General features: G+C 59.9%; 25 protein-coding genes and 1 other RNA gene. 14 read left to right on the plus strand and 12 right to left on the minus strand.

Annotation, left to right across the window (positions count from 1 at the left end):
* The first annotated feature begins 97 nt into the window (after positions 1-97).
* Together FHX09_RS15725 and FHX09_RS15730 are read left to right on the plus strand one after the other, a co-directional pair.
* Positions 98-1,510 carry an FAD-linked oxidase C-terminal domain-containing protein gene (locus FHX09_RS15725; RefSeq protein WP_132590773.1) on the plus strand — a complete coding sequence of 471 codons (1,413 nt, stop codon included), beginning with the start codon at positions 98-100 and terminating at the stop codon, positions 1,508-1,510.
* Positions 1,511-1,694: 184 nt separating this feature from the next.
* A complete protein-coding gene (locus FHX09_RS15730; RefSeq protein ID WP_183720421.1) occupies positions 1,695-5,438 on the plus strand; it encodes an AsmA-like C-terminal region-containing protein in 3,744 nt (1,247 codons plus the stop codon).
* Between the two features lie 156 nt (positions 5,439-5,594).
* On the opposite strand, the gene FHX09_RS15735 is transcribed toward FHX09_RS15730, so the two are convergent.
* From FHX09_RS15735 to cmoA, 6 genes are all read right to left on the minus strand, one after another.
* Positions 5,595-5,813 carry a ribbon-helix-helix domain-containing protein gene (locus FHX09_RS15735; protein WP_132590777.1) on the minus strand — a complete coding sequence of 73 codons (219 nt, stop codon included), beginning with the start codon at positions 5,811-5,813 and terminating at the stop codon, positions 5,595-5,597.
* 97 nt (positions 5,814-5,910) lie between these two features.
* The gene (locus FHX09_RS15740) at positions 5,911-6,105 is read right to left on the minus strand and encodes a DUF4169 family protein (RefSeq protein ID WP_007802209.1); all 195 of its coding nucleotides are present in this window, start codon (positions 6,103-6,105) and stop codon (positions 5,911-5,913) included.
* 50 nt (positions 6,106-6,155) lie between these two features.
* Complete coding sequence (locus FHX09_RS15745) at positions 6,156-6,665, minus strand: SspB family protein (protein WP_132590779.1); 510 nt, start codon at positions 6,663-6,665, stop codon at positions 6,156-6,158.
* Between the two features lie 126 nt (positions 6,666-6,791).
* Positions 6,792-7,161: a transfer-messenger RNA gene (gene ssrA, locus FHX09_RS15750) on the minus strand.
* A gap of 97 nt (positions 7,162-7,258) precedes the next feature.
* Complete coding sequence (locus FHX09_RS15755; RefSeq protein WP_245505487.1) at positions 7,259-7,759, minus strand: hypothetical protein; 501 nt, start codon at positions 7,757-7,759, stop codon at positions 7,259-7,261.
* Positions 7,760-7,773: 14 nt separating this feature from the next.
* Positions 7,774-8,535 (minus strand): carboxy-S-adenosyl-L-methionine synthase CmoA, encoded by a 762-nt coding sequence (gene cmoA / locus FHX09_RS15760; protein WP_007802201.1) that lies wholly within the window; start codon positions 8,533-8,535, stop codon positions 7,774-7,776.
* A 264-nt stretch (positions 8,536-8,799) separates the two neighbouring features.
* On the opposite strand from cmoA, the gene FHX09_RS15765 reads away from it, so the two are divergent.
* From FHX09_RS15765 to FHX09_RS15785, 5 genes are all read left to right on the plus strand, one after another.
* On the plus strand, positions 8,800-9,594 hold the full coding sequence (locus FHX09_RS15765) for a thymidylate synthase (protein ID WP_007802199.1): 795 nt from the start codon (positions 8,800-8,802) through the stop codon (positions 9,592-9,594).
* 12 nt (positions 9,595-9,606) lie between these two features.
* Positions 9,607-10,122, plus strand: coding sequence for a dihydrofolate reductase (locus FHX09_RS15770; RefSeq protein WP_183720419.1), 516 nt, complete (start codon positions 9,607-9,609; stop codon positions 10,120-10,122).
* A 153-nt stretch (positions 10,123-10,275) separates the two neighbouring features.
* Complete coding sequence (hflK, locus tag FHX09_RS15775; protein ID WP_007802194.1) at positions 10,276-11,367, plus strand: FtsH protease activity modulator HflK; 1,092 nt, start codon at positions 10,276-10,278, stop codon at positions 11,365-11,367.
* A gap of 3 nt (positions 11,368-11,370) precedes the next feature.
* Positions 11,371-12,300: a protease modulator HflC gene (locus FHX09_RS15780; protein ID WP_007802191.1), complete on the plus strand. Its 930-nt coding sequence runs from the start codon at positions 11,371-11,373 to the stop codon at positions 12,298-12,300.
* 187 nt (positions 12,301-12,487) lie between these two features.
* Positions 12,488-14,083, plus strand: a complete 1,596-nt coding sequence (locus tag FHX09_RS15785) for a DegQ family serine endoprotease (protein ID WP_007802189.1) — start codon at positions 12,488-12,490, stop codon at positions 14,081-14,083.
* 124 nt (positions 14,084-14,207) lie between these two features.
* Here FHX09_RS15785 and FHX09_RS15790 read toward each other — a convergent pair whose 3' ends face one another.
* Both FHX09_RS15790 and serB read right to left on the minus strand, forming a co-directional pair.
* The gene (locus tag FHX09_RS15790; RefSeq protein WP_132590783.1) at positions 14,208-14,774 is read right to left on the minus strand and encodes a GNAT family N-acetyltransferase; all 567 of its coding nucleotides are present in this window, start codon (positions 14,772-14,774) and stop codon (positions 14,208-14,210) included.
* The gene (gene serB, locus FHX09_RS15795; protein ID WP_132590785.1) at positions 14,771-15,661 is read right to left on the minus strand and encodes a phosphoserine phosphatase SerB; all 891 of its coding nucleotides are present in this window, start codon (positions 15,659-15,661) and stop codon (positions 14,771-14,773) included. Before serB ends, FHX09_RS15790 begins: the two co-directional genes overlap by 4 nt.
* A gap of 1 nt (position 15,662) precedes the next feature.
* Here serB and miaA point away from each other — a divergent pair, with 1 nt between their 5' ends.
* Positions 15,663-16,553: a tRNA (adenosine(37)-N6)-dimethylallyltransferase MiaA gene (miaA, locus tag FHX09_RS15800; protein ID WP_183720416.1), complete on the plus strand. Its 891-nt coding sequence runs from the start codon at positions 15,663-15,665 to the stop codon at positions 16,551-16,553.
* A 14-nt stretch (positions 16,554-16,567) separates the two neighbouring features.
* On the opposite strand, the gene FHX09_RS15805 is transcribed toward miaA, so the two are convergent.
* Positions 16,568-18,658 (minus strand): ATP-binding protein, encoded by a 2,091-nt coding sequence (locus FHX09_RS15805; protein ID WP_132590789.1) that lies wholly within the window; start codon positions 18,656-18,658, stop codon positions 16,568-16,570.
* A 346-nt stretch (positions 18,659-19,004) separates the two neighbouring features.
* Here FHX09_RS15805 and FHX09_RS15810 point away from each other — a divergent pair, with 346 nt between their 5' ends.
* Positions 19,005-20,798 carry an acetolactate synthase 3 large subunit gene (locus FHX09_RS15810; RefSeq protein ID WP_007802179.1) on the plus strand — a complete coding sequence of 598 codons (1,794 nt, stop codon included), beginning with the start codon at positions 19,005-19,007 and terminating at the stop codon, positions 20,796-20,798.
* Between the two features lie 26 nt (positions 20,799-20,824).
* Positions 20,825-21,397 carry an acetolactate synthase small subunit gene (gene ilvN, locus FHX09_RS15815; protein ID WP_007802177.1) on the plus strand — a complete coding sequence of 191 codons (573 nt, stop codon included), beginning with the start codon at positions 20,825-20,827 and terminating at the stop codon, positions 21,395-21,397.
* A gap of 33 nt (positions 21,398-21,430) precedes the next feature.
* Here ilvN and FHX09_RS15820 read toward each other — a convergent pair whose 3' ends face one another.
* Positions 21,431-22,279, minus strand: a complete 849-nt coding sequence (locus FHX09_RS15820; protein ID WP_184450358.1) for an aldo/keto reductase — start codon at positions 22,277-22,279, stop codon at positions 21,431-21,433.
* A 160-nt stretch (positions 22,280-22,439) separates the two neighbouring features.
* Between FHX09_RS15820 and FHX09_RS15825 the strand changes: the two genes are divergently transcribed.
* On the plus strand, positions 22,440-23,033 hold the full coding sequence (locus FHX09_RS15825; RefSeq protein WP_132590793.1) for a LysE family translocator: 594 nt from the start codon (positions 22,440-22,442) through the stop codon (positions 23,031-23,033).
* On the opposite strand, the gene FHX09_RS15830 is transcribed toward FHX09_RS15825, so the two are convergent.
* Both FHX09_RS15830 and FHX09_RS15835 read right to left on the minus strand, forming a co-directional pair.
* Entirely contained in the window at positions 23,025-23,501 is a 477-nt protein-coding gene (locus FHX09_RS15830) for a DUF2269 domain-containing protein (protein WP_183720525.1), read from the minus strand. The two genes, FHX09_RS15825 and FHX09_RS15830, sit on opposite strands and share 9 nt — an antisense overlap.
* The gene (locus FHX09_RS15835) at positions 23,501-24,781 is read right to left on the minus strand and encodes an SDR family oxidoreductase (protein ID WP_184450360.1); all 1,281 of its coding nucleotides are present in this window, start codon (positions 24,779-24,781) and stop codon (positions 23,501-23,503) included. The genes FHX09_RS15830 and FHX09_RS15835 overlap by 1 nt, the downstream gene beginning before the upstream one ends.
* Positions 24,782-24,880: 99 nt before the next feature.
* Here FHX09_RS15835 and nthA point away from each other — a divergent pair, with 99 nt between their 5' ends.
* From nthA to FHX09_RS15850, 3 genes are read left to right on the plus strand one after another with little or no spacing between them, the layout of a single operon-like run.
* Complete coding sequence (gene nthA / locus FHX09_RS15840; RefSeq protein WP_183720413.1) at positions 24,881-25,516, plus strand: nitrile hydratase subunit alpha; 636 nt, start codon at positions 24,881-24,883, stop codon at positions 25,514-25,516.
* Positions 25,513-26,172, plus strand: a complete 660-nt coding sequence (nthB, locus tag FHX09_RS15845) for a nitrile hydratase subunit beta (protein WP_184450362.1) — start codon at positions 25,513-25,515, stop codon at positions 26,170-26,172. Before nthA ends, nthB begins: the two co-directional genes overlap by 4 nt.
* On the plus strand, positions 26,159-26,530 hold the full coding sequence (locus tag FHX09_RS15850) for a nitrile hydratase accessory protein (protein ID WP_132590801.1): 372 nt from the start codon (positions 26,159-26,161) through the stop codon (positions 26,528-26,530). Before nthB ends, FHX09_RS15850 begins: the two co-directional genes overlap by 14 nt.

Raw genomic sequence — 26,530 nt, forward strand, 5'->3', positions numbered from 1 at the left:
CAGGGGACCATTCTCGCTAGTCCTGCACTAGACAGGCGCCGTCTCTTGTCTCATACCAACCTGCCTCCCGGCAGCGAAGGTGAAGGAGATCAAAGAGATGGCGCTCAAAGATGCAAGAACCGGAACACGCAACGAGGTTGGCATTGCGGCTGCTCTCGGCGTTCTGAAACAGAGCTTTGGCGAGCGCTTCCAGACCGGCCAAGCCTTTCGCGAACAGCACGCGCACACGACGACCTACATTCCGTCGCAGCTGCCCGACGGCGTGCTTTTTGCCGAGAGTGCAGACGATGTGAAGGCGGCAGTCAAAGTCTGCGCCGAACACAAGGTGCCGGTCATTGGCTTCGGCACGGGCTCTTCGCTGGAAGGGCAGGTCAATGCGCCCAATGGCGGGATATCAATCGATTTCAGCCGGATGAACCGGATTCTTGAAGTCAATGCCGAGGATCTAGACTGCACCGTCGAGCCGGGTGTGACGCGCGAGGAGCTCAACACTTATCTTCGCGATACCGGTCTGTTCTTCCCGATCGATCCGGGCGCAAATGCCTCGATCGGCGGCATGACCTCGACGCGCGCGTCGGGAACGAACGCCGTGCGCTACGGCACGATGAAGGACAATGTGCTTGCCGTTACGGCGGTGACTGCAAACGGAGAAGAAATCCGCACCGCACGGCGCGCCCGCAAGTCGTCCGCCGGCTACGACATGACCCGGCTTTTCGTCGGGGCGGAAGGCACGCTTGGCATCCTGACCTCCGTGACGCTGCGGCTGCAGGGCATCCCGCAGAAGATCGGCGGTGGCGTCTGCGCCTTTCCGACCGTCCGGGCTGCCTGCGATGCGGTGATCATGACCATCCAGATGGGCATTCCCGTTGCCCGCATCGAACTTCTCGATGCCCTGCAAATCCGCGCCTGCAACGCCTACTCGAAGCTGAGCTATGAGGAAAAGCCGACGCTCTTCCTGGAATTTCACGGCACGGATGAGACAGTTGCGTTGCAGTCGGAGCAGTTTGCCGAGATCGCTTCTGAATGCGGAGGCGGCGCGTTCTCGTGGACAGTCAACGCCGAGGAACGCAGCAAACTGTGGAAAGCGCGGCACGATGCCTACTGGGCCTCGCGGGCGCTGGCGCCTGAAATGGCCGCGCTCTCGACGGATGTCTGCGTGCCGATTTCGCGTCTTGCCGATTGCATCGGCGAGACGCAGGCCGACATCGAGGAGCATGGTCTGCTTGCGATGATCGTCGGTCATGCCGGTGATGGCAACTTCCATGTGCTTTTGTTGTTCGACGACAAGACGGAGGAGGGCATTGCTGTCGCCGAAGCCTTTGTCGGTCGGCTTAACGCTCGCGCTCTGGCAATGGATGGCACTTGCACCGGCGAGCACGGCATCGGCCAGGGCAAGATGGCATTCCTCGAGGAGGAGCTCGGCGGCACGGTCGACCTGATGCGGCAAGTCAAGGCGGCCCTCGATCCGGACGATATCTTCAACCCCGGCAAGATATTCCATCGTGCCTGAAGACGGACATTCCGTCGCGCCTGACTATCAGCCGGGATCGGTGCTGCAGGGAATGATTTGGCGATGAGGCGAATTCATCTCCAAATCAAGTAAATAGAGCATGATGTTGCCCGAAAGCTGCTTCACAGCTTTCGGTATCATGCTCTAGTGTCCGCGATGGGTTCCCGAATGGAGATTTGTTGAGTTGGTAGGCCGGTTCCTCGTCTTTTTGGGCGGAGTGGTTGTCGTGGCGCTATTCGTGGCGCTGCTGGCGCCGCTGTTTATCGACTGGACCGATTTCCGAAAGAATTTCGAGGACCAGGCGAGCCGGATCATCGGCAAGAAGGTCGTCGTGCATGGTGCGGTGGATGCGCGCCTGCTGCCGTTTCCCTCCGTGACACTGCATGACGTGCGCGTTGGGCAGGAGCTTGACGGGTCGCCGATTGTGCAGATCGAGCAGTTTTCCATGGACGCCGAACTTGCGCCATTCCTCTCGGGCGAAGCGTTGATCTTCGACATGCGCGTGGTCAACCCGAAGGTTAAGCTGAGACTTCTGAAGGACGGCACGCTCGACTGGACGCGCGGAAGCCAGCCTGAAATCCCAGCCAGGACAGTCGTTCTCGAGAACGTTCATGTCAGCGGCGGTGATGTCCAGTTCATCGACGATCAGTCGGGGCGGTCGCGGCACATCGCGGGTCTCAATGCTGAAATGTCGGCCAAGTCGCTTGCCGGTCCGTGGCGGATCGAAGGCGATGCCGCACTCGACGGCGAGCATGGCAGCTTCACCATCGCCAGCAATCAGCCTGACGAGAACGGAATCTTGCGGATGCGCACGCGCCTGCAGCCCGACAGGCAGCCGATCACGGTTGATCTTGACGGTGAGCTGAAGCTCGTCGACCGCAGACCGAACTATCAAGGAACGGTCTCCGCATCGATCGAGAACCGGAATGGCAAGAAAACCGACAAGGCTGATGTCCCTCCGCGACTGAAAGGGAAGTTCGAACTTACCAACGAAAGCATTCGGATACCGGAATATCGTCTGGAGGTCGGACCTACGGACGATCCCTACGTCGTGACCGGAGAGGCGACGCTTGATACGGGAAGCAAGCCGCAATTCCTGCTGATTGCGAATGGCCAGCAGATTGACGTCAATCGTATCGGCAATCAGGGGGCGAACGGCAAGACCAACCGTGATCCCGGCCTTTCGGCCCGGCAGCGACTGAACGCGATGATCCAAATTATTTCGCAAGTGCCCGTGCCGCAGGTGCCAGGAAAGGCGAGTGTTCGATTGCCGGCGATCGTTGCCGGGGACACGACAATCCGCGACATTCAGCTCGATGTCGAACCCGCTGGCAAGGGCTGGACGATCGACAACGTGGTCGGCACGCTCCCCGGTCGTACGCAGGTGGAGGGTCAAGGCAAGCTCAATCTGCAGGGGCAGGCATCCTTCGTTGGGCAGATCACGGTCGCCTCCAATCAGCCCACAGGCCTTGCGGCCTGGCTTGCCGGCTCCGTCGATCCTGCGATCCGGCAACTGCGACAGGCGGGTTTTTCCGCCGACGTCAATCTTACGCACGACCGGCAGACGTTCAACAACCTGGAAATTGCCGTGGGGCAGGCGACGCTCAAGGGCACGCTCGACCGCCAGGTGCTGGCCAACCAGGCGCCGACGCTGGACGTGGCGCTCGCCGGCGACGCGCTCGATCTGGATGCGCTGCGTGCGCTGACCGGATTGTTCACGGGTCAGGATGCCGGTGACAACGTGCTTGATCACAAAATCAACGCGCGGCTCAAGGCCGACAAGTTTAGTGCCTTTGGCGTCGAAGCGGCCGATGTCGAGACAAGCTTCGCAATTGCTGATGGGGCTCTCGCCGTCGAGAAGCTTTCCGTCAAGAATCTGGCAGGTGCGGAGGTGACCGCGACCGGTCGCGCCGAGGGATCGCTGCTCGACTACAAGGGCTCTGGCGAAATCACCTTCAAATCGGCCGATCCGGGCTCATTCTTCACCATGCTCAAACAGCATCTGCCACAGCATCCGGTTATGGATAGGCTCGTGCGCAATGCTGCCTGGTACACCAATACTGCGCTGCGCGGCGCCTTGACGCTTGGAGGAGACGAGGGCGACGGCCTGACCCTGACGCTGGCCGGGGTGAGCAATGGTAGCCGTGTCAATCTCGACTACCGCATGTCGGATCTTCTGGCGCTGACGGGCAAGGGCACCACGAGCCTCGAGGCGACGCTTGAAAACAGCACCACTTCGATCTTGTTCGGGCAGGCCGGCCTTGATCCCTTGCCAGTCGATGCGGACGCCAACGGTCGTCTGACCCTGAAGGTACAGGCTGAGGGCACGGATCCCGCCGACGCGCAGCTGACGTTTGCCACTGACCGTACCTCGTTTACTGCTGGCGGTAAGGTGGATGTCCGCCCGCAAGCCTTCATGAACGGTCAGCTTGCGGTATCACTGGAGAGTGCGGACCTTGATCCCTATCTTGTGATGAACGGCATCGCCATGCCGCAGATGGGTACGGGCTTGCCGTTCAAGCTGACGACGAACGCGACCATTGACGGCGACAAGATTGCTTTTGCGAATATCGCGGGACATGCCGCTGACAACGAATTCAAGGGTGCGCTGACCGTCGACCGCAAAGCGGAGAAGACAACGGCGACGGGCGAATTGGCGCTATCCAAGGCTGATGCCGCTTGGCTCGGGGAAGCGGTCTACGGCCCAATGACGGATGCAGCGACGGGCGACCTGTCGGCCGCAGCGCTGGGCCTGCCAGTCTTCAAGGACATGGACGTCAATCTCAAGCTTTCCGCCAAGCAATTCTGGCCTGGCTGGTCGGGACCGATTTCGGATTTCACCTCTATTGTGGCCTACAAGGGCGACGAACTGCAACTGAACGACATCAAGGGCGGGTGGGATGCCGGCAGCCTGAACGGCAGTCTGCTGTTTACCAATGCCGATGGTACAGGCTTCTTCCAGACAAAGCTGGCTCTGGCGGACGCGGACCTCGCCGGGGTTGTGTGGCCGCGCGATGGAGCTCCCGTCGCAAATGGCAAGTTCGGGCTGGCACTCTCTCTGGAAGCCTCCGGGAAGTCGATGAAGGATATAGCCGGCTCGCTGAATGGATCCGGCGAACTTCGGCTCGGCGATATCAGCGTGCGTGGGCTCAATCTCGGCATGCTGGCGCCGTTACTGGCTGCGACCGATCCGATGCAGGATCAGTTGAACGCCGGCAAAGTCCATCCGATCGTCGAGACATTGCTCAACAACGGCGAGGCGAAGCTGCCGCCGACCGCTATTCCGTTCAACGTGACGGATGGGGTTCTGCGCTTTCAGAACATCGCCGTGACGACCGATCAGGCAACGGTTGTTGGCAACGGCCAGATCGACCTGCCGCAGGAGCGCATCAACGCGTCGCTCAATATCGCGCTGAATCCGGGCAACGAGGTGCTTCCCGGCGCGGAGCCTGCGATACGCCTCGACTTTTCGGGGCTGCTTGCGTCGCCTGGCCGTACGATGGACGTCACCGATATCACCGGTTTCCTGTCGCTGCGCGCCTTCGAGCGTGAACGCCGACGCGTCGAGCGGTTGCAGTCGAACGTCCTGGAAAAGCAGCGACTGCGCCGCGAAGTCGCTCTCTACAAGTTCAATGACGCAGAGCGCCAGAAGGCTGCCGCCTTTGAGGTACAGCGACAGGCTGAAGAGCAGCGGCTGAGGGATTTGGCCGCTCAGGCCGAGCGTGAGAGGAAAGCAGCGGAAGCGCAGGCGCAGGCTGAGGCAGAAACCAAGGCGAAAGCCGAGGCGGAAGCGCGCGCCAGGGCGGCGCATGAGAAGGCGGCCGCGGATGCCGCGCGACGTGCTCAAGAGCAGCTTGCCGTCCCCCCTGAGAACTCGCTCAATTTTGGAACGGTACCGGGACTGCCCGGTGTGCAGATACCGCAGTAGTTGTATTGCGGGAGTACCCTGTGGTGAGCATTGCGTTCGGCCAGGAGGGCGTTCTGGCAAAGAATGTGGTGTCGAAGGGCGTGGGTCAACCGAGCTTCCCTTACGATGCGACAATCCGTACATTCGGGCCCGGCCTGCCGAAACCAGGGAGATGATCTAGCCGTCGCGCTTTGATTTCAGCCAATGAAGGACGTAGACACGGAGTGCTGAAGAGAGGTTGCTTTCGGGTTGCCGCTGATCGTCTATTTCGGAAATCAGGACTGCGAGCGGAATGGTGCGCGTCTGGGCGATTGTGTTCAGCTCAGTCCAGAATTCGTCTTCCAGAGAGAGGCTGGTGCGGTGTCCGTGCAGAGTAGCCGAGTGCTTGCGGATCATCGCAAGGCTTCAGAATTCGATTCAAGCTGCTGAGGATATGATTCCGGAACGCTATCCAGTCGATTGATTTCGGAATATTTTTCGTTTCTCTGGACGCTCATTTGTCGTCTTCGGATTTCTCGATCCGGCCTTGTTGATGAGAGCGTTCGGCCTTCTCGTTGAGCGCGTTCGTGAGCTGCTTTTCGGCCTTGGTGCGGCCGAAGGAGATGCGGTTTTGCTCCGCCTGTTTCTCTTTCTCGGCGCGGGCCTGTTTCTTCTTGAACTGACGGAGATTGACGACTTCGGCGGTCACGGCTGGCCTCGATCGGAATTGAAAAAGGGAAGCAATTGCTTCCCTTCGTTTTACTGCTTCTTTCGGAAAGCGTCGAGCGAGACGACCGAACCAGGCTTCTTTTCCTCGCCATCCGCCTTGCCGGCGGGCGCTTCCTCGGCCTTCTCGGCCGAGACCGGATAAGCCGTGATTTCGGCGTCCGGAAGCTCGTCGCTGTCAGCGAGAGGTACGTCGAATTCCAGCTCGAAGTTGACGGAGGGATCGTAGAAGCCCCGGATGGCGTTGAACGGAATGAACAGTTTTTCTGGAACATCCGAGAAGGAAAGGCCGATCTCGAAGGTCGTCTCAGTGACCTTCAACTCCCAGAACTGGTGCTGAATAACGATGGTCATCTGCTCCGGATACTTCGCCTTCAGGTGCTGCGAGATGCGAACACCTGGCGCGCCCGTGAGAAAGGTGATGAAGAAATGATGCTCGCCCGGCAGGCGGCCCGTCGCGGCAACTTCAGACAAAACCTTGCGGATGACGCCACGCAGTGCGTCTTGTGCCAGAATGTCGTAACGGATGTGATCCTGCCCCATGCTTTCCTGTCTTTCTTTGGTTCGGACTCGTTTCCCAAGGCTGTATGGCATGCCAAGACGCCCTGGAAAAGGCCTGAGCCGATTCATGCTTGACCAAACCATACATGATTTGCGCGCAAGGGAGAAGGTGAAGGCTTCTGTTGCCAGGTGCCTTCGGACCCCGCCTAGAGGTGCGAACCACTAGGGCTTTATTTGAAGTGTCACACCGCGATTAAGCAGCGAGACGAGCTTCCGCATAGTTGTCGTTTGCAACTACAATTTTAGCCCGATAACGGCGGTACAATGCCGAGCAAAAAGACGATCTTTACACCCTTGTCGATCCTGTTTCGCCCCCATCAAAAGCCGGCCATCTATTTGGCAGCCCGCCGGTTTTTGGTGGAGGCGCCGGGTACCGCCCCCGGGTCCAATAGGTTTATTACACCGCTCATTTATCGCCATAGCCGGCCCGAAGACCGGCACGGCTGATATAGTGTTTTCCGTTTCGTATGGGAAGAGGCGTCGTCACAAAACCGTGTCGTAGTCAGGCAGGAAAGCAAGAAGATTGCTAGCGGCCCTAGGAGATGGCCTTCGGATCATCGAAAACACCACGCTTCTTAAGCAGACTGACCATTCCGGTCGCGGCTCCGACGACGGCAATAAAGAAGCCAAGAAGACAGATGTAGGGGAGGGGCAACGCATTGGCTGCGCCTGCAACCCGGTAGATCTCGATCAGAAGAACAGCCAGCAGCGCGGCAGAAACAGTCGAATAGTCTTTGCGCGATTACTCGCTTCACGTTGAATGCCATCCCGTGGGTCGCCTGCGCAAAATTGCTGAAATGAAGCATCCAGCGAGGGACGTCCGCGCAGTAGGCCCGATATGCATCTCCAAACTTGCCCCGCCGGATAGAGGCGCAGCCGATCACTGTTGCCCGCAGGGCCAGGCCGCAAAACACGATCAGAAGCGCGATCACGTCCTTGACACGCTCGGCCGCAACGCTTCCGCCAATTTCCGCTGGTGGCGGTGACATCAGGAACAAGGCGACGATTATGATCGGAAACACCTGATTGCGGTACTTGAAGAAGAAGTTCCCGCTGTGGATCATGGTTGCTTTCATGTTGGCGTCCAGCCTTACTTGACGGCTACGATGCCGCAGAAATTGTACCAGCGGAAAAAGACCTCGACGCTGCGAAAACCGACTTCCTTCAGAAGCTGCATGTTCTCTTCAAGTCGATAGGGGATGAGCACATTTTCGAGTGCTTCGCGCTTCTGCGATATCTCGATTTCAGAATAGCCGTTTCGTCGCTTGAAGTCGTAATAGTGCTGGATAAACAGGCGGTTGAAGGCGGTATCCTCGCTGGTCAACTTCTCGACAAGCAGCAGGCAACCCTGATCGTTCAGGCCGGAGAAGATCATCCTCATCACGCGCTCGCGAAACAGCGGGCGAATGAACTGCAGCGTCAGCAGCATGGTGACGACGCTGGCGTTCTCCATGTAGAGACCCTGGTGAAGATCGACGACTTTCAGGTCCATCGGTCGCTGCGTGTCTGCATGCTGGATTTTCTGTGCGGCTTTTTCCAGCATATCAGGGGCATTGTCGACGCCGATGAAATTGACGGTCGGATCGATCACTCGGTCGAGGGTGAGCAACGTGGTCGCCGTCGAACAGCCAATGTCGTAGAGATTGGTCTTCGGTTTGGCGTAGTCCTGCGCTAGCTCGCAGACCATCCGCTGCATTTCTTCGTAATACGGCACGGATCGGCTGACCATGTCGTCAAAAACATCGGCGACCTTCGCATTGAATGTGAAGTCGCCGATGGGCTGATCCTGCTGGGCGAATACTTCGTCGCGCAGCTCTGCTCGCAGCTGCAATCGTACTGGGCTCTCGGCCATCATTTCCCCCAAAACTTGCGGCTGGCCCCAAGGGTGGTCGGCGACATTGTCGCCAGCATCCTAATGATGATGATTCCCCGTGGAGCGCCCCCGCGCCGAATTCAGGAAGACATGTCAAGCTGACGATAACCTGAAAGTGCTCCGCGTCGCGGGTTGCATCCTGGCAGGTAGGGGCGGAGATTTGCCGGGATAATGACAGCGCGGCGATTGGTTTTGATGCTCAAAGCGCCTAAATAGGGTGAGGAACAGAATCGGCGGCGGACGATGAAGCAGTATCTCGATCTCCTGAAGCATGCGATGGAACACGGAACCGATCGCGGGGACCGCACGGGCACGGGCACACGTTCCGTATTCGGCTATCAGATGCGGTTCGACCTGCAGGAAGGCTTTCCGGTTCTGACCACCAAGAAGCTGCATCTGCGGTCCATCATCCACGAACTTCTCTGGTTTTTGCGCGGCGACACCAATATCGGCTACCTCAAGGACAATGGCGTCTCGATCTGGGACGAATGGGCCGATGAAAACGGCGACCTCGGGCCGGTCTACGGCGCTCAATGGCGCTCCTGGCCGGCTCCCGATGGTGGCCACATCGATCAAATCGCCAACCTCGTCGCCGGCATCGTCAAGAATCCGAATTCACGCCGGCATATCGTTTCGGCGTGGAATCCCGCCGAGGTGGATGACATGGCGCTGCCGCCGTGCCATTGCCTGTTCCAGTTCTACGTTGCGGACGGCAAGCTTTCCTGCCAGCTCTACCAGCGTTCTGCGGACATCTTCCTCGGTGTGCCCTTCAACATTGCATCCTACGCACTGCTGACCATGATGGTGGCGCAGGTGACGAGCCTGAAGCTCGGGGATTTCGTGCATACGCTGGGTGATGCGCACCTCTATCATAATCATTTCGAGCAGGCGAAGCTGCAGCTTACCCGTACGCCGAAGCCGCTGCCTTTCATGCGCATCAATCCCAACGTCACGGACATCTTCGGCTTCACGTTCGATGATTTCGAGCTGATCGGCTATGAGGCCGATGCCAGCATCAAGGCGCCGATCGCTGTCTGATCGGAGAGTTTGATGTCTGAAGTTCGCAAGACCATTGTGGTTGCCGTTTCCGACAACGGTATCATCGGGCGGGATGGCGACATGCCATGGCGGCTCTCGACCGATCTCAAGCGGTTCAAAGCTCTAACGCTGGGCAAGCCTGTCATCATGGGCCGGAAAACCTATGAGTCCATAGGTAAGCCACTACCGGGCCGAGCAAATATCGTTATCTCCAGGCAGGCCGGGGCGATAGATCAACCCGATGTGCACATGGCCGGTTCGCTGGCCGAAGCCGTCAGTCTTGCCGAGGAAATTGCGCGCCAGAAAGGCGAGGACGAAATCTGCATTATCGGTGGTGGGCAGATTTATGCGCAGGCAGTCGATCTAGCTGATCGACTGTACGTTACACACGTCGAAACCTCTGTTGACGGCGACACATTGTTTCCCGTGATTGACCCGTCGCTGTGGAGGGCGACGGAGACGATCGGCGTGCCGGCGGGCGACAAGGATAGCTATCCCACGAAATTCGTTATCTATGACCGGCGCTAGCCGCAGAAAACCAACTATTTTCCAATAAATATCGTCAAGTTCCTCATGTTGCGTTGAAAGCAGATGCGGCGATACCTATAACGGTCACGATCGCTAGTATCCGCCGCCCCCGTGGGTTGGGCGATCGGGAGTTTAACGAATAACGAGGTTTTGATGCCCTGGAGCAATCAGAATGGCGGCGGCGGCCCTTGGGGCGGCGGCGGCGGTAACAATCAGGGACCATGGGGGCAAGGGCCCAATCGCCCGCGCGGTGGCGGCGGCGGCAAGGGCGGCCCGCCCGATCTGGAAGACATTATCCGACGTGGCCAAGATCAGCTTCGCAACATTGTACCGGGCGGGTTCAACGGCGGCGTACTCGTCATTGTGGCGGCGATTTTGGTAGTGTTCTGGCTCTTCCAGTGCATCTACATCGTCCAGCCGGACGAGCGCGGCGTCGAATTGCGTTTCGGTAATCCGAAGGAAGAGATTTCCACACCCGGCCTGCATTTCCATTTGTGGCCGATGGAGACCGTAGAAATCGTAAAGGTGACGATGCAGCAGCAGAACATCGGTTCGGCATCGACGTCCTCCTCCTCGCCGAGCGGCCTGATGCTGTCCGGTGACCAGAACATCCTGAACGTCCAGTTCTCCGTCTTCTTCACGGTCAGCGATCCGAAGGCATATCTTTTCAACGTCGAGAATCCGGCTGAGACACTGCAGCAGGTCGCCGAAAGCGCCATGCGCGAAGTCGTCGGTCGCCGTCCGGCCCAGGACGCATTCCGTGACAATCGTCAGCCGATCGAGACAGAAGTCGCCAACATCGTCCAGGGGACCATGGACCGCTACAGGGCCGGTATCTCCATCGGCGCCGTGACGATCCAGGACGTGGCACCGCCGCGCGAAGTTGCCGATGCCTTCGAAGAGGTGCAGCGTGCCGACCAGGACAAGCAGCGACTGGTCGAAGAGGCCAATCAATACGCCAACCAGAAGCTTGGTCAGGCGCGCGGTGACGCCGCCCAGATCCGCGAAGCGGCAGCGGCTTACAAGAATCGTGTCGTCAAGGAGGCCGAAGGTGAGGCCCAGCGCTTCTCCTTCATCAACGAACAATACGCGAAAGCGCCTGACGTAACCCGTACGCGCCTCTTCCTGGAAACGATGGAGCAGGTTCTGAAGAATTCCAAGAAAGTCGTGATCGACGAGAAGCAGGGGGTTGTGCCCTATCTGCCGCTCAATGAGATCGGCAAGCCGGCACAGCAGGGAGGTTGAGCCATGACATCAAACAGGCTTCCTGTCATCCTCGGCATCCTCGCCGTCATCTTGATCGCGCTCTACTCCTCGGTCTTCGTGGTGAACGCGCGTGAACAGGCAATTGTTGTCCGCTTCGGCCAGATCCAGTCGGTGAAGACTGAGCCGGGCATCTACTTCAAGCTGCCGTTTGCCTTCATGGATGCCGACCGCGTTCAGATCGTCGAAAGGCAGGCGCTTCGCTTCGACCTCGACAACATTCGTGTCCAGGTTCGGGGTGGCGCGACCTTCGATGTCGATGCCTTCGTGGTCTATGACATCAGGGACGTGCGCAAGTTCCGAGAAACGGTCTCGGGCGATCGCGAGGCAGCGGAAGCGCGCCTTCGCACGCAGCTCGATTCTTCGCTTCGCCGTGTTTACGGTCTGCGCGACTTCGATGCTGCACTGTCGGAAGAGCGTGTGGCAATGATGCTTGAGGTTCGCGACGATCTGCATCGCGATGCCGAAGACCTCGGCCTCAACATCCAAGACGTCCGCATCCGTCGGACGGATCTGACGCGTGAGGTTGCGCCGAAGACCTATGACCGTATGCGCGCCGAGCGTCTTGCCGAAGCTGAACTCCTGCGCGCACAGGGTACGGAAGAGGGCCAGCGCCGCCGAGCTATCGCAGACAGGCAGGTGGTCGAGATCACCGCCGAGGCGCAACGCGATTCCGAAATCCTGCGCGGTCAAGGCGACGCCGAGCGGAACCGGTTGTTTGCGGATGCCTTTGGCAAGGATCCGGCATTCTTCGAGTTTTATCGCTCAATGGCAGCTTACTCGACGGCTCTGACTTCGCAGGACACGACACTGGTGATCTCGCCAAATTCGCAGTTCTTCCGCTTCTTCAACGACGCAAACGGCGCGCCACGAAACGCACCGGCGCCGGCGATGCCGACCGCGCCGACGAACTGATCGACGCATCGGGACGTACAGAAATACGAAGGGCCGGCAGCTTTGCCGGCCCTTTTTGCTTGCGACATGATGTTCGCGAGCGTGGCGGACATATTGCGCGGGATTTCGCGAAAAGGTGATTTCACCCTCCATCATTCCGCCTTATGCTGGTGTTCAGAGTGCGTTTTATTTGAAATGAGGATGCTTGATGGCCCCGACGAACCGCCCGACCTTCAGACGATCGCTCGCTCTCCTGGCCGGCGCTGCACTTCTGGCTAATATTGGATTCACAGGCGCAGTCCACGCACAGGGCACGCCGCCGATGAACGGGCCGGCATCTGTTGCCGATCTTGCAGAAGGGCTCCTCAATGCCGTTGTAAACATTTCGACGTCGCAAAATGTCAAGGACGATGAGGGCGTTGGTCCGGCGCCGCGCGCGCCCGACGGCTCGCCTTTCCAGGAGTTCTTCAACGACTTTTTCAACAAGCAGAAGGGTAACAAGGGCGGCAACCACAACGTCAACTCGTTGGGGTCGGGCTTCGTCATCGATCCGCAAGGTTACATCGTCACCAACAACCACGTTATCGAAGGCGCAGACGATATCGAAGTCAATTTCGCCGACGGCACCAAGCTGAAGGCGAAGCTGATCGGAACCGATACGAAGACCGATCTTTCCGTCCTGAAGGTTGAGCCGAAGACACCGCTGACGGCCGTGAAATTTGGCGATTCCAGCGTGATGCGCATCGGCGATTGGGTTATGGCGATCGGCAATCCGTTCGGCTTCGGCGGGTCCGTGACTGTCGGCATCATTTCGGGACGCGGACGCAACATCAACGCCGGCCCCTACGACAACTTCATCCAGACGGATGCGGCCATCAACAAGGGCAATTCCGGCGGCCCGCTCTTCAACATGAAGGGCGAGGTCATCGGCATCAACACGGCGATCATTTCGCCGAGCGGCGGATCGATCGGTATTGGTTTTTCGGTGCCGTCTGAGTTGGCGGCCGGCGTCGTCGAGCAGTTGCGCGAGTTTGGCGAAACGCGGCGTGGCTGGCTCGGCGTGCGCATCCAGCCGGTTACAGACGATGTCGCCGACAGCCTCGGTCTTACGAGCGCCAAAGGTGCGCTGGTGGCAGGCGTCATCAAGGGCGGTCCGGTCGATGATGGCTCGATCAAGGCGGGCGATGTCATCCTGAAATTCGACGGCAAGCCCGTCAACGAGATGCGTGATCTGCCGCGCGTTGTGGCGGAAAGCCCGGTGGGCAAGGAAGTCGACGTCGTCGTTCTTCGCGATGGCAAGGAGCAGACCGTGAAGGTGACTCTCGGCCGTCTCGAAGACAGCGATCAGGCTGCCTCGAACGATGCCGACTCCAACAACAAGGGCGGGGTCATCAATCCGGATCCTGATGAAAACCAGGACATGGATGAGCCCGGTGATCAGCAGAGCCAGCCTATGCCTGATGGCAAGGGCAAGACGGATCAGGCGACACCCGATGCAACGAATCCGAAGAACGTGCTCGGCCTGTCGCTGTCGGAACTAAGCGCGGAGACCCGCAAAACCTTCGGTATCGCTGAAAGCGTAGATGGCGTGCTCGTCGCCGAGGTTGCGCCGGGCTCACTGGCGGCGGAAAAGGGCCTGAAGCCTGGCGACGTGATCGTTGAGGTGGCGCAGGAATTCATGCGTTCGCCTGAAGCGGTTGCTGCTAAGGTGCAGTCGCTGAAGCAGGAAGGCCGGCGCAATGCGCAGATGATGATCGCGTCGGCGAATGGCGACTTGCGCTTCGTCGCAGTGCCGATGGAATAGCGAGACGAGGGCTTGTTCATCCCTTCGTGAATCTTCGAAACGCTTCATCGTTCGAAGCCTGTGTCGGCGACGGAGGCAAACGGACCACATTTTCCATGTGCCTGACGTGCGTCGGCAGTCGGCGTCAGCCGATTCTACGCTCCCATTGCTGACGGCTGATCGTATAGAGAACGTGGCGTTTGAGATGCGGATGCGTGTCGGGAACGCGGGGATGGTCGAAATCACGATCCGGTTCGTGATGCAGGCCCAGTCGGCGCATGACGGCGGTGGAACGATGATTGTCCGCCACTGCGAAAGAGACGATCTCGGGAGGATCGAACTGGGTGAAGCCATGGCGAAGTGCCTCCGCTCCCGCTTCCGTTGCATATCCCTTGCCCCAATGCCGCTTCGCAAGACGCCAGCCGACCTCGATCGTGTCCGCCGGAAGGAACGGTTCCAGTTCGGGTTTCCAGAGACCGCAAAAGCCGATCGGCTCATCGGTTTCCTTCAGGGCTATGGCGTAGAAGCCAAGCCTTGAAGTCGCAATGGCATCGCGAATACTGTCCAGCAACGAATCTGCTTCAGTGCGATCGCGACGAAAGGCGAAGAATTCCATCACTTCAGGATCGGAATTGATCTCGTGGAAAAGCGGCCGGTCCATTTCGGTCCAATTGCGCAAAAGCAGGCGGTCCGTCGTTAAGATCACTGTCATGGCGTTACGAAATCGGTTTTGCGGTAGCCCTGGATATAAAGCAGGGCGGTGAGATCGCCGTGGTTGATCTGTATTTTCGCTTGCGCGGCAACGGTCGGCTTGGCGTGCAACGCGACACCGGATCCGGCAAGTTGAAGCATCCCGAGATCGTTTGCGCCGTCGCCAACTGCGATGGCGTCGTCTGGCGAAATGCCGAGCTTTTCTGAAATATCGTTCAGCGCATCGACCTTGGCTTGTTTGCCGAGGATAGGTTCAGAGACGAGGCCGGAGAGGAGGCCGTTCTCTTCCAGAAGGACGTTCGCCCGGTTTTCGTCGAAGCCGAGCGTCTTTGCGATGGGACCGGTGAAGACAGTGAAGCCGCCAGAGACAAGCGCCGTATAATGTCCCTTCGATTTCATGGTGGCGATCAGTTCGGGGCCGCCCGGGGTTAGTGTGATGCGTCTGGCAATGACTTCGTCCACGATACCGATCGGCAATCCCTTCAACAGCGCGACGCGCTCGCGAAGGGCCGGCTCGAAGGCGATCTCGCCGTTCATGGCGCGAGCAGTGATCGCGGCGACCTTCTCCTTCAGTCCCACTTCGGCGGCGAGCTCGTCGATACATTCCTGGCCGATCATCGTGGAGTCCATATCGGCGATCAGAAGTCTCTTGCGGCGCGTTTCGGCATCCTGGACGACGAGGTCGATAGCAGCACTGTCGATGACGGCGAGAATGCTGGCTCGAGCGGCCTCCACGTCCGTCCCGTCCCTCAGCACGATATCGCAGGCGATTCCATCGGCAAGCCAGTAGAGGCCGGAAGCATTCACTGCGTCTGCCGCCTGCTCGGCAACCAGGGGCGTGAGAACAGGATTTGACGGATTGGCAACAAGCGTGGCAACGAGGGCCATGATGGAAAACCTTCTGAGCGCAGTGAACGCGATCCTGATAACCGGGCCGACCGCCAGCGGCAAGTCCGCGCTTGCCGTCGAATTGGCGAAAGAGCACGGTGGCGTCGTCGTCAATGCCGACAGCATGCAGGTCTACGACACGTTGCGCGTGTTGACCGCGCGGCCCTCGGAAGCCGATATGCAGGGCGTGCCGCATTACCTCTACGGCCATGTTCCGGCGAGCCGCGCCTATTCGACGGGCGCTTGGCTGCGTGATGTTACGGATCTGCTGGAGCGTCTTCGTGCCGAGGGACGAAAGCCGATTTTTGTTGGCGGAACCGGCCTTTATTTCAAGGCGTTGACCGGCGGGCTTTCGGACATGCCCGTGATACCGGAGGATGTGCGCAACGGCCTCCGTTCACGCCTGCAGGAAGAAGGGCCTGACGAACTTTATCGACAGCTGCAAGAGCGCGATCCCGCAGTCGCTGGTAGTCTTCGTCCGCAGGATGGACAGCGGATCGTAAGGGCGCTGGAGGTTCTCGAGGCGACTGGCCGCTCGATCGTCGATTTTCAGGCGCAAGCGGGGCCTCTGATCGTAGACCCATCGACGGCGCGCAAGATCGTCGTGCAGCCGGAGCGAAGCGTGCTTCACCAGCGGATCAACGGCCGGTTCGAAAAGATGCTGGAGCAGGGGGCAGAGGATGAGGTGAAAGCGCTGCTCGCCCTTTCGCTGTCGCCCGACATGCCTGTGATGAAGGCGATTGGCGTGGCGCAGATTGCGGCGATGCTGAACGGTGAGCTGACCCGCGACGAAGTGCTGGAGCGGGGTGCGGCGACGACGCGGCAATATGCCAAGCGGCAGATGACCTGGTTTCGCAACCAGATGGATGAGAGCTGGGAGCGCTTGCCGTAAAGCCGCGAGCGGCGTTAGTCCTTATCGTTCAGGCTGCTAAGGGGCTTTTTCAGTATGCTGTCACGGAGGGACATGCCGGGTTCGCGACGAATGCTCCCTGCGACAGTTGGCTTGTCGCCTTGTCCCGGTGACGATTCTCCGCGGATTTCGCGTTTTAGAGCCTCGAGGCGACTGTCGATGGACGTTTCCGGCACCGCGGCGTTTGAACGCGGTGTGGCGGCTAGAGGCTCACGCTGCGAGCCTGCCCCCGGCAGCATATCGCGGCGATAGGGTTCGATCGGGGCAAGTGGCGGTGTTGCCGGCATGCGGGCAGCCATTGGTGCCGACGGGTAGGAAGATGGTGCTACCGGCCCGTCGACGTCGTCATAGTCGTCTTCGTCCTCATAAGGACCGCTGGGCGGCATCGCGGCGGAATAGCTTTGCTGGAACGCCGAAATATCGGGACCGCTGACGGCACGCATGCGCGTCACGATCTTGCGCAGGTCGACGTTATCAGGATCCTCTTCGCTGACTTTCACATTGGCGCCATTGGCCTTGGGCAAGTAGCGCTCCTCGACGCGCGAGAAGCGCATTCGCATCGGAACGCTGATCGCTTCACCGAAGGCAATCGCCTCGCCGTTGCCGATCGAGGAAATGAAACTGGTCGTCGAGATCGACGAATTGGGAATCGCCGAGCGAATGATCTCCTGGTCGCGATCATTGGCTAGGCGCATGGCAAAGAGCGTCGAGCACTGCGACAGGATCGTTTGATCGAGTTCGCCGGGGCGCTGGGTGATAATCCCCAGCGACACGCCGTATTTGCGGCCTTCCTTGGCGATGCGGGCGATAGCCTGCCGGGTCGGGAAAAAGCCGAGATTTGGGTCCGACGGAATGTAGCGGTGCGCTTCTTCGCAGACCACAAGCATGTGGATGGCGCCGTCACTCCACAATGCGATTTCAAAAGCCATGCGGCAGAGAACCGAGGCAACGGAGTTCACGACCTCGGACGGGATGCCGGACAGCTGGAAGGTGCAGATCGGTCGGCTATCGCCAGGAATACGGAAGATTTCGGCCACCGTCTCCATGATCGTGTCGCTGATCGTGTTGCTGGAGAACATGAAGTGGTAGCGAGGATCGTTGATGGCGGCGATGATACGCATCTTCAGCGATCTGAGGAGAGGCTTTTCGCCACGGCCCTCGAGCCGACCGATGCGCTCGTCGATCAAGGCGAGCAGGTCCGCCATGCGATACGGAACCGGCGTATCGGCCGTGATCGAACTTTTCTCCGTCGTACGACGGACGAGCGAGTTGTCGCTGCCGCGGAAGGCACGCTTTGCCTCCGGCAACAGGTCTCGCAGAACATCGACTTCTTCTGGAATAGGCGCGCGACCACGAAAAACGACCTCGGCGAACTCCTCCAGCTTCATCAGCCAGAAAGGCAGATCGAGCGTATCGGTGTCGATGACTACGGAGTGCTTCGGGAAGGCGGCGGCGAACTCGTTATGTGGGTCGAGGATCAGGACACGCAGCTTTGGATCGGCTTCGATTGCCTTCTGCAAGAGTAGTGAGACGGCGGTCGACTTGCCGACGCCGGTCGAGCCCACGATGGCGAAGTGTTTCGACAGCATGGAGGGGATGTGGATTGCAGCGTCGATGCTCTCGTCCTGCGTGAGCTTGCCGATGACGGCCGTCGTTCCGGTGCCGGCATCATAGATCCGCATCAGGTCGCTTGCGCGAATGCGATGGGCGATGGCGCCGAGATAGGGATAGCGGGAGATGCCGGTCGAGAACTGCTCGCGCCCATCCTCGTCGACGCGGACCTCGCCGAGCAGTTCGGTTTCGATCTGAAAGTAGTTGTCCTCTCCTTCACCCCAGCCGTGACCGCCGGTGTTCATGGAGTAGACGAGGGCGACCACGCGGTTTCGACCAACGCTGATCGAAATCAACCTGCCGACCGACCACAGTTCGGCCAACTCTGTGCCGCCAGCTTCGGCGACTGCGGCGATGGTGGCGCGAGACCCGCTACACGCAACAACGCGACCGAGAAACCGGTTGCCCGGGGTCTGGTCATCGCGGCGGTCATGCTCGCCTGCCTTGCTTGAGGTGTGCAAGTCCTTGTTCAGCAAAGGGCTACTCCCTGCGGTAGCAAAAGAGGATATGAGCGAACGTTTAAGAAAGTGTTTTTGCCAAAGGTGGGCCGTTCACGCACACGTTCGGGCGGTACGACGCTGCTCGATTTTTTATTGCGGCATGCGTTGACGATGCGAAATTTTCTGTCTATCACTTCGCCCCATGAAAATCGCAGTAGCTCTTATCGTGGTGGGAAGGCGCATGGGCAGGGTGGTGTAACCATCCGGCGATAGCCACCCATGCGCTAGATGACAGGCTCCCTCAGGGGCCTTTTTTTATGTCCGAAATTCGGGCTTCCGGACCACAAAACTCAAATCCCAGCAGTCAAAATGGAAAACAAACATGACGGGCACGGACAATCAGGCAGCAGGCAATCGGATGACGGGCGCGGAGATCGTCCTCCAGGCACTGAGGGACAACGGCGTCGAGCATATCTTCGGCTATCCGGGTGGCGCAGTGCTGCCGATCTACGACGAGATCTTCCAGCAGGACGATATCAAGCACATTCTCGTCCGCCACGAGCAGGGTGCCGGCCATGCGGCTGAAGGCTATGCCCGCTCCACCGGCAAGGTCGGTGTCATGCTCGTTACCTCGGGTCCGGGTGCGACGAATGCCGTCACGCCGCTGCAGGACGCGTTGATGGATTCCATCCCGCTCGTCTGCCTCACCGGCCAGGTTCCGACCTCACTGATCGGCTCGGATGCCTTCCAGGAGTGCGATACCGTCGGCATCACCCGCCCTTGCACCAAACACAACTGGCTGGTCAAGGACGTCAACAATCTCGCTGCGATCATCCATGAAGCCTTCCGCATCGCCCAGTCCGGCCGTCCGGGCCCGGTTGTCGTCGACATTCCGAAGGACGTGCAGTTTGCGACCGGCACCTACACGCCGCCGGCAGCCCATGCGATCCAGAAGAGCTATCAGCCCAAGGTCCAGGGCGATCTTAACCAGATCCACGCGGCCGTTGAGCTGATGGCGAGCGCAAAACGTCCGGTCATTTACAGCGGTGGCGGTGTTGTCAATTCCGGCCCCGAGGCCACCAAGCTGCTGCGCGAGCTTGTCGAGCTGACGGATTTCCCGATCACCTCGACGCTGATGGGCCTCGGCGCTTATCCGGCTTCCGGCAAGAACTGGCTGAAGATGCTCGGCATGCACGGCTCCTACGAGGCGAACATGGCGATGCATGACTGCGACGTCATGGTCTGCATCGGCGCGCGCTTCGACGACCGTATCACCGGCCGCATCAATGCCTTCTCGCCGAACTCGAAGAAGATCCACATCGACATCGACCCGTCCTCGATCAACAAGAACGTTCGCGTCGATCTCGGCATTCGCGGCGACGTCGGAAGCGTTCTGGAAGATATGGTCCGCCTGTGGCGGGCGCTGCCGAAGAAGCCGGAGAAGAGCCAGATCGCCGATTGGTGGGCCGATATCACCCGTTGGCGCGCGCGCAACTCCTTCGCCTATACCAAGAGCAATGATGTCATCATGCCGCAATACGCGCTGGAACGCCTCTATGCGCTGACCAAGGATCGCGACACCTACATCACGACCGAAGTCGGCCAGCACCAAATGTGGGCGGCACAGTTCTACGGCTTCGAGAAGCCGAACCGCTGGATGACCTCGGGCGGCCTCGGCACCATGGGCTACGGCCTGCCGGCAGCGCTCGGCGTTCAGATCGCGCATCCGGAAAGCCTCGTCATCGACATTGCTGGCGACGCCTCGATCCAGATGTGCATCCAGGAAATGTCAACGGCCATCCAGTATGAGGCGCCGATCAAGATCTTCATCATGAACAACCAGTACATGGGCATGGTTCGTCAGTGGCAGCAGCTGCTGCACGGCAACCGCCTGTCGAATTCCTATACGGAAGCGATGCCTGACTTCGTCAAACTCGCCGAAGCCTACGGTGCCGTTGGCCTGCGTTGCGACAAGCCGGAAGATCTGGACGGTGCGATCCAGGAAATGATCGACGTGAAGAAGCCTGTCATTTTCGATTGCCGCGTCGCCAATCTCGCCAACTGCTTCCCGATGATCCCCTCGGGCAAGGCTCACAACGAGATGCTGCTGCCGGATGAAGCCACGGACGAGGCGGTCGCCAATGCGATCGACGCCAAAGGCCGCCAGCTCGTTTGATATCAAGGTAGAGGAAACCCACGATCATGAATGCACACCTTCAGCCGACGGGCTCTGCCTACTTCATCTCGCCTGAGACGGCGGCCGCCGAAAGCCATACGCTTTCCGTCCTCGTCGACAATGAGCCGGGCGTCCTTGCCCGTGTCATCGGCCTGTTCTCAGGCCGCGGCTACAACATCGAGAGCCTGACTGTCTCCGAAACCGAGCATCAGGCGCATCTGTCGCGAATTACCGTCGTGACGCGCGGCACGCCGCACGTGCTTGAACAGATCAAGGCGCAGCTCGAGCGCATCGTGCCTGTTCATCGGGTAGTCGATCTGACGGTGCGCGCCCGCGAACTCGGTCAGGAACGGCCGATCGAGCGCGAAGTGGCGCTCGTCAAGGTCGTCGGCACGGGTGAGACCCGCGCCGAAACGCTCCGTCTTGCGGATGCCTTCCATGCGAAGGTCGTCGACGCGACCGTCGATCACTTCATCCTGGAAATCACCGGTAAGTCCTCGAAGATCGATCAGTTCGTCTCGATCATGAAGCCGCTCGGCCTGATCGAGGTCTGCCGCACCGGCATTGCCGCGATGAACCGCGGCCAGCAGGGCATGTAAGGCACCGTGCAGTGACGTCCAAGACCGCTGGGATCAGAGCATCTCCAGCGGTCTTTTTCTTGCCGGAGGCGGGAAGGCGGCATCCAGCACGGCCCAATCCTCGTCGGTAATGTCGAGCGAGACGGCGTCTCGGTTTTCGGCGGCGCGGGCAGCGCTCGACGTCTTCGGGATAACGATCACGCCGTCACGCTCCAGCAGGAAGGCAAGCGCCACCTGCGCCGGCGTTGCCTGATAAACCTTGGCGATGCGGATCAGTTCCGGGTGATGCAGGATGCGTCCCTGTTCGATCGGCGAATAGGCCATGAGCGGGATCTGACGCTCCTGACACCAAGGCAGCATTTCGTATTCAACGCCGCGGCGCGACAGGTTGTAGAGAACCTGGTTGGCGGCGACATTGCGCCCCGCGGGAACGGTCCGCAATTCCTCCATGTCATTCATATCGAAGTTGGAGACGCCCCAGGCGCCGATCTTGCCGGATGTCTTTAACGCTTCGAACGCCTCGACGGTGTCCGCGAGGCGATGATCGCCGCGCCAGTGCAGCAGGTAGAGGTCAATGCGGTCGGTGCCGAGGCGCGATAGGCTGCGTTCACAGGCTTCGATCGTTCCCTTTCGGCTGGCGTTCCAGGGATAGACCTTGCTGACGAGAAAGACCTCGTCCCGTCGCCCTTGGATCGCTTCGCCGACAATCTTCTCCGCGCCACCTTCGGCATACATTTCCGCGGTATCGATGAGCGTCATGCCAAGATCGAGGCCAGCGCGCAGGCTTGCTATTTCCCGCCTCGCCTCGGTGGGATTCTCACCCATGTTCCAGGTGCCCTGACCGAGGGCTGGAACCTCTGCACCGTTCGGAAGTTGGATGGTTGGGATGGCGTCGTCTCGCATGATGTCATTTCCGCTTTCGAAAAAGATTGGACGGCTCCGCAATCTTTCAACCAATCCTGTCACCATGACAATGATTGCGTGGAACGGCGAATTTGGGTCAGCTATATTGACCTAAATCAATCGAGCCCGCCCAAGCAATCGCGGGCCTCTGGGAGGTCTCATGCCGCTGGATACATTTCTGGCACTTGTTCTGTTTGCCTTTACGACATCGATAACGCCAGGCCCCAACAACATGATGCTCTTCGCATCCGGCGTGAACTTCGGCTTCCGCCGCACCGTTCCGCATATGCTGGGTATCGGAGCAGGGTTCTTCTCGCTGTTGATCGGCGTAGGATTTGGACTTGGAGCGCTGCTGCACACGGTGCCGGCGCTCTATACGACGCTGAAGTTTGCTGGCGGCGCTTATCTTGCCTGGATCGCCTGGAAGATCGCGACATCGCGTACACTTAGCGAAGGCAAAAGCGGCGTGAAGCCGATGTCGTTCCTGTCGGCGGCAGCCTTCCAATGGGTCAATCCGAAGGCATGGGTCATGGCCGTAACCGCGATGGCAACCTATACCATCCCGGATATCTATCTTGCGAGTGTCCTGATTGTCGGCTTCGCCTTCGCGCTGGTCAACGTGCCGAGCGTGTCGACCTGGGCAGGGTTCGGCTCGGCGCTGCGCGATTGGCTGTCGGATCCTGTGAGGCTCAAATGGTTCAACATTACCATGGCCGTGTTGTTGGTGCTCAGCCTCTGGCCGATGCTAAAATAGTGTGATCGCCGGTTTGTTGAGCATCAGCCACAGGATGCCGATAACTGCGAAGAATGCCGGAAATCCAAAGGCAAACCAGATGCGATAAAGCCGGAAATAGGTTGCGGGCAACTCCGCGCGCGCCACAGCGGCAGCGCGGGCGAGATTTCGCATACGGATCTGAATACCGACGACCGGCAGCCAGAAAAGGCCGGTAAAAACGTAGAGTAGCAATGAGAGGGTGATCCAGCCCTCTGTCAGCTCCCAGCCGATCAGTCGCGCCAGCAGATAACCTGTCACCGGCTGGAGAAGTGCGGCTGTCGCCGTAAACAGCGTATCGGCGATGACGACGGTTCCCGCGACATGAGCGATCAGCCTGGGATCCCGCGTCCCGTGTGCGAGCACCATGAAGAAAGCGATGCCGGCGCCCGTACCGAACAGGACAGTCGCGCCGATCACATGTGCCAGCAGCAGCAACTGTTCGAGCATCATCTTTCATCCAAAATAGCGAGGGCGGCCAGCGTCAGCACCAGCGACGGCAGGACTTTGACCAAAAGGCCAAGCGGATCGAGCCACAAGGAAGGTTCGACGATGGTGGCACCGGCAAGATAGGTCAGCGAGACCAACATCATGCCGTGCATAGCTCTGCGGGCGAGTGGCCGGACAAGGACAGCCGCGCCGAGCAGCATATCGATCAGGCAGGTGAGGACGGCCAGCGACACGGCAGGGCCGGCCTGCAGCAGCGGCAGGAAATGCGTGGCGGCACGCCCAATATCAAGCAAGGGCAAAAAACCCGACAGCAGCCAGAATATCGACAGAGTACCGATTATCGGCGGCTTCAGGAGATAGAGCCTGGCAAACCAAAGATCCTGCACGCCGGCCGGGTTCATGCGCAAGATGTCCCGCGCCGACGCTGTAGCAATACCGGGGTCTCTGTCGGCGCTTGGCTGGATGCCTTCCGCCATGACGGTCATGGCCGTGGAGCGCAAGGGCGACCGCCATCCAAGGCGACCGGCAGCGTCTGCGACCCAGGTGGCCGGTGCGGCAGCGACGGCAGGCAGGGATACCACATCTGCGTGCGGCAAACCCAGCCATTGCCGGTGGAGGGTAACGAGTTGGGCGAGCGTCAATTGCTCGGTCGATGCAAGATCCGCGTCAGTGCCAGATGGGAGATGTCCCGCCACAGCGCTACTTACCGCCGCCGCGACGTCGTCAAGTGCTACTGTTGCAACCGGACTAGCTGCATGAACTAGCGGGATGCTGAAGGGCAGGGCGGCGAGGGCGCGCAGCAGGGCCGAACCCCCATGGGCGTTGCGGCCGAGGACGAGGGCCGGGCGCAGGATGACATGAGGCAGGCCGCTTGAGGCGAGCGCTTTGTCAGCCTGATGTTTCGTTGCCAGGAACGGCAGGTCGCCGGCGGCGCCGTTCGTCCGTGCGGAAATCTGGACGATGAGAGGGCGCGTTTGCTGTGCGGCGGCGTACAGCGCCAGCATCGCCTTGTGTTGTGTCGCCGCCAGATCGTCGGCAAGGCCGTCCTGCAGAGCGCCCGCGCAATTGACGACGGCGTCATGACCTTCAATGACCGCGCGCCAATCTTCCGCGCGCAGCATTTCTGACAGATCGGCCTCAATCCATCTGATATCCGGCAATTTCAGACGAGCGCGAGATGGGTTGCGTCCGAGGCCAGTAACACTATGCCCGTCAGCCAGTAGGCGGGATGCTGCCGCCGAACCGATAAAGCCTGTCGCACCGAGAATCAGGATGTTCATGGCATCGAACTTAACCGAAAAGTTGCATCGGCAAGAGGCCTTGGCGTGACGCGCACGAGAGCGTAAAGATAGCGGCAGATTGGCGGAGGAGGATATCTCGTGCACGACGACGATCACCAGCACGACCACGACCACCACCACGATAACCGCTATACCGACATGCAGGCGCGGGTGAGGGCGCTTGAGACGGTTCTGACGGAGAAGGGACTGATCGATCCGGCGGCGATAGACGCGATCGTGGAGACCTACGAGACAAAGGTCGGTCCGCGCAACGGCGCGCGCGTCGTTGCCAGGGCGTGGAGTGATCATGAATTTGCCGAGTGGTTGCGGCGTGATGCGACGGCTGCCGTCGCGAGCCTCGGCTATACCGGCCGTCAGGGTGAGCACATGCGTGCGGTGTTCAACACCGCGGATACGCACAATCTCGTCGTCTGCACGCTTTGCTCCTGTTATCCGTGGTCCGTGCTTGGCCTGCCGCCGGTCTGGTACAAGGCCCCCGCCTATCGCTCGCGGGCGGTCATCGATCCGCGGGGCGTGCTGGCTGAGTTCGGCGTGATGTTGCCGGAGAATAAGAAGATCCGCGTTTGGGATTCGACTGCGGAGCTGCGTTATCTGGTCGTTCCCGAGCGACCGGAAGGCACAGAAGGGTGGAGCGAGGAGCAGCTTGCCGATCTCGTCAGCCGCGACGCGATGATCGGGACGGGTCTCGCGGCTGTGGCGGGAGTTGCTCCATGAACGGCCCTCACGACCTTGGCGGTCAGATGGGCTTCGGCCCAGTCGCGCCCCAGAAGAACGAGCCGTATTTCCATGCGGAGTGGGAGAAACGGGCGCTTGGACTTACGCTTTCCAGTGGCGCGTTTGGCGCTTGGAATATCGACGAGAGTCGGCATGCCCGCGAAAACATTCCGCCGGCGAATTATCTTGGCGCGAGCTACTATGAGATCTGGACGCGGGCTCTCGAGGTGCTGCTTGAGCGGCACGGTTTCGTCACCGCCGGAGAGATCGCTGCTGGCCACAAGCAAACGGATGGCGCGACGCCGAAGCGCGTCCTGAAGGCCGACATGGTGGCGGGCGTGCTGGCAAAGGGTGGTCCGTGTGATCGGTCGGTGACAACGCCGCCCCGCTTTGGCGCCGGGGACAGGGTCCGAACCAGGAATTTCAATCCGACCACACATACGCGGCTGCCGCGTTATGCACGCGCCAAAACCGGCGTTGTGGAGGTGGTGCAGGGCTCCTTCGTGTTTCCGGACGACAACGCCCATGGAAAGGGCGAAAACCCGCAATGGGTTTATACGGTCGTGTTCGACGGTGTAGAGATCTGGGGCGAAGGTGCCGACCCGACGCTCAGCGTGTCGATCGATGCCTGGGAGAGCTATCTTGAGCCAGTGTGAAACGCGCTCGCCGCTGGCGCAATCGCCGCAACTGCCGAAATCCTCCGATGGCGAGCCGGTTTTTCCCGAGCCCTGGGCTGCGGAAGCTTTCGCCATGACGGTGCATCTGCACGAGCGCGGCCTGTTTACGTGGAGCGAATGGGCAAAGACCCTGTCCCTGGAGTTGCATCAGCCCGGCCGCGCCGAAGACGGCAGCGACTATTTCGATTGCTGGGTGGCGGCGCTTTCGGCGATCCTTGTCAAACTCGGCGTGGCCGACGCCGACATGATCCTCGATCTGCAGAAGAGCTGGCAGCGGGCGGCGGAGGCAACGCCGCACGGCAAGCCTATCGAGCTTGCCAATGATCCGCTGTACTGA

It is taken from the genome of Rhizobium sp. BK538, from assembly GCF_014197575.1.
Classification (GTDB): domain Bacteria; phylum Pseudomonadota; class Alphaproteobacteria; order Rhizobiales; family Rhizobiaceae; genus Rhizobium.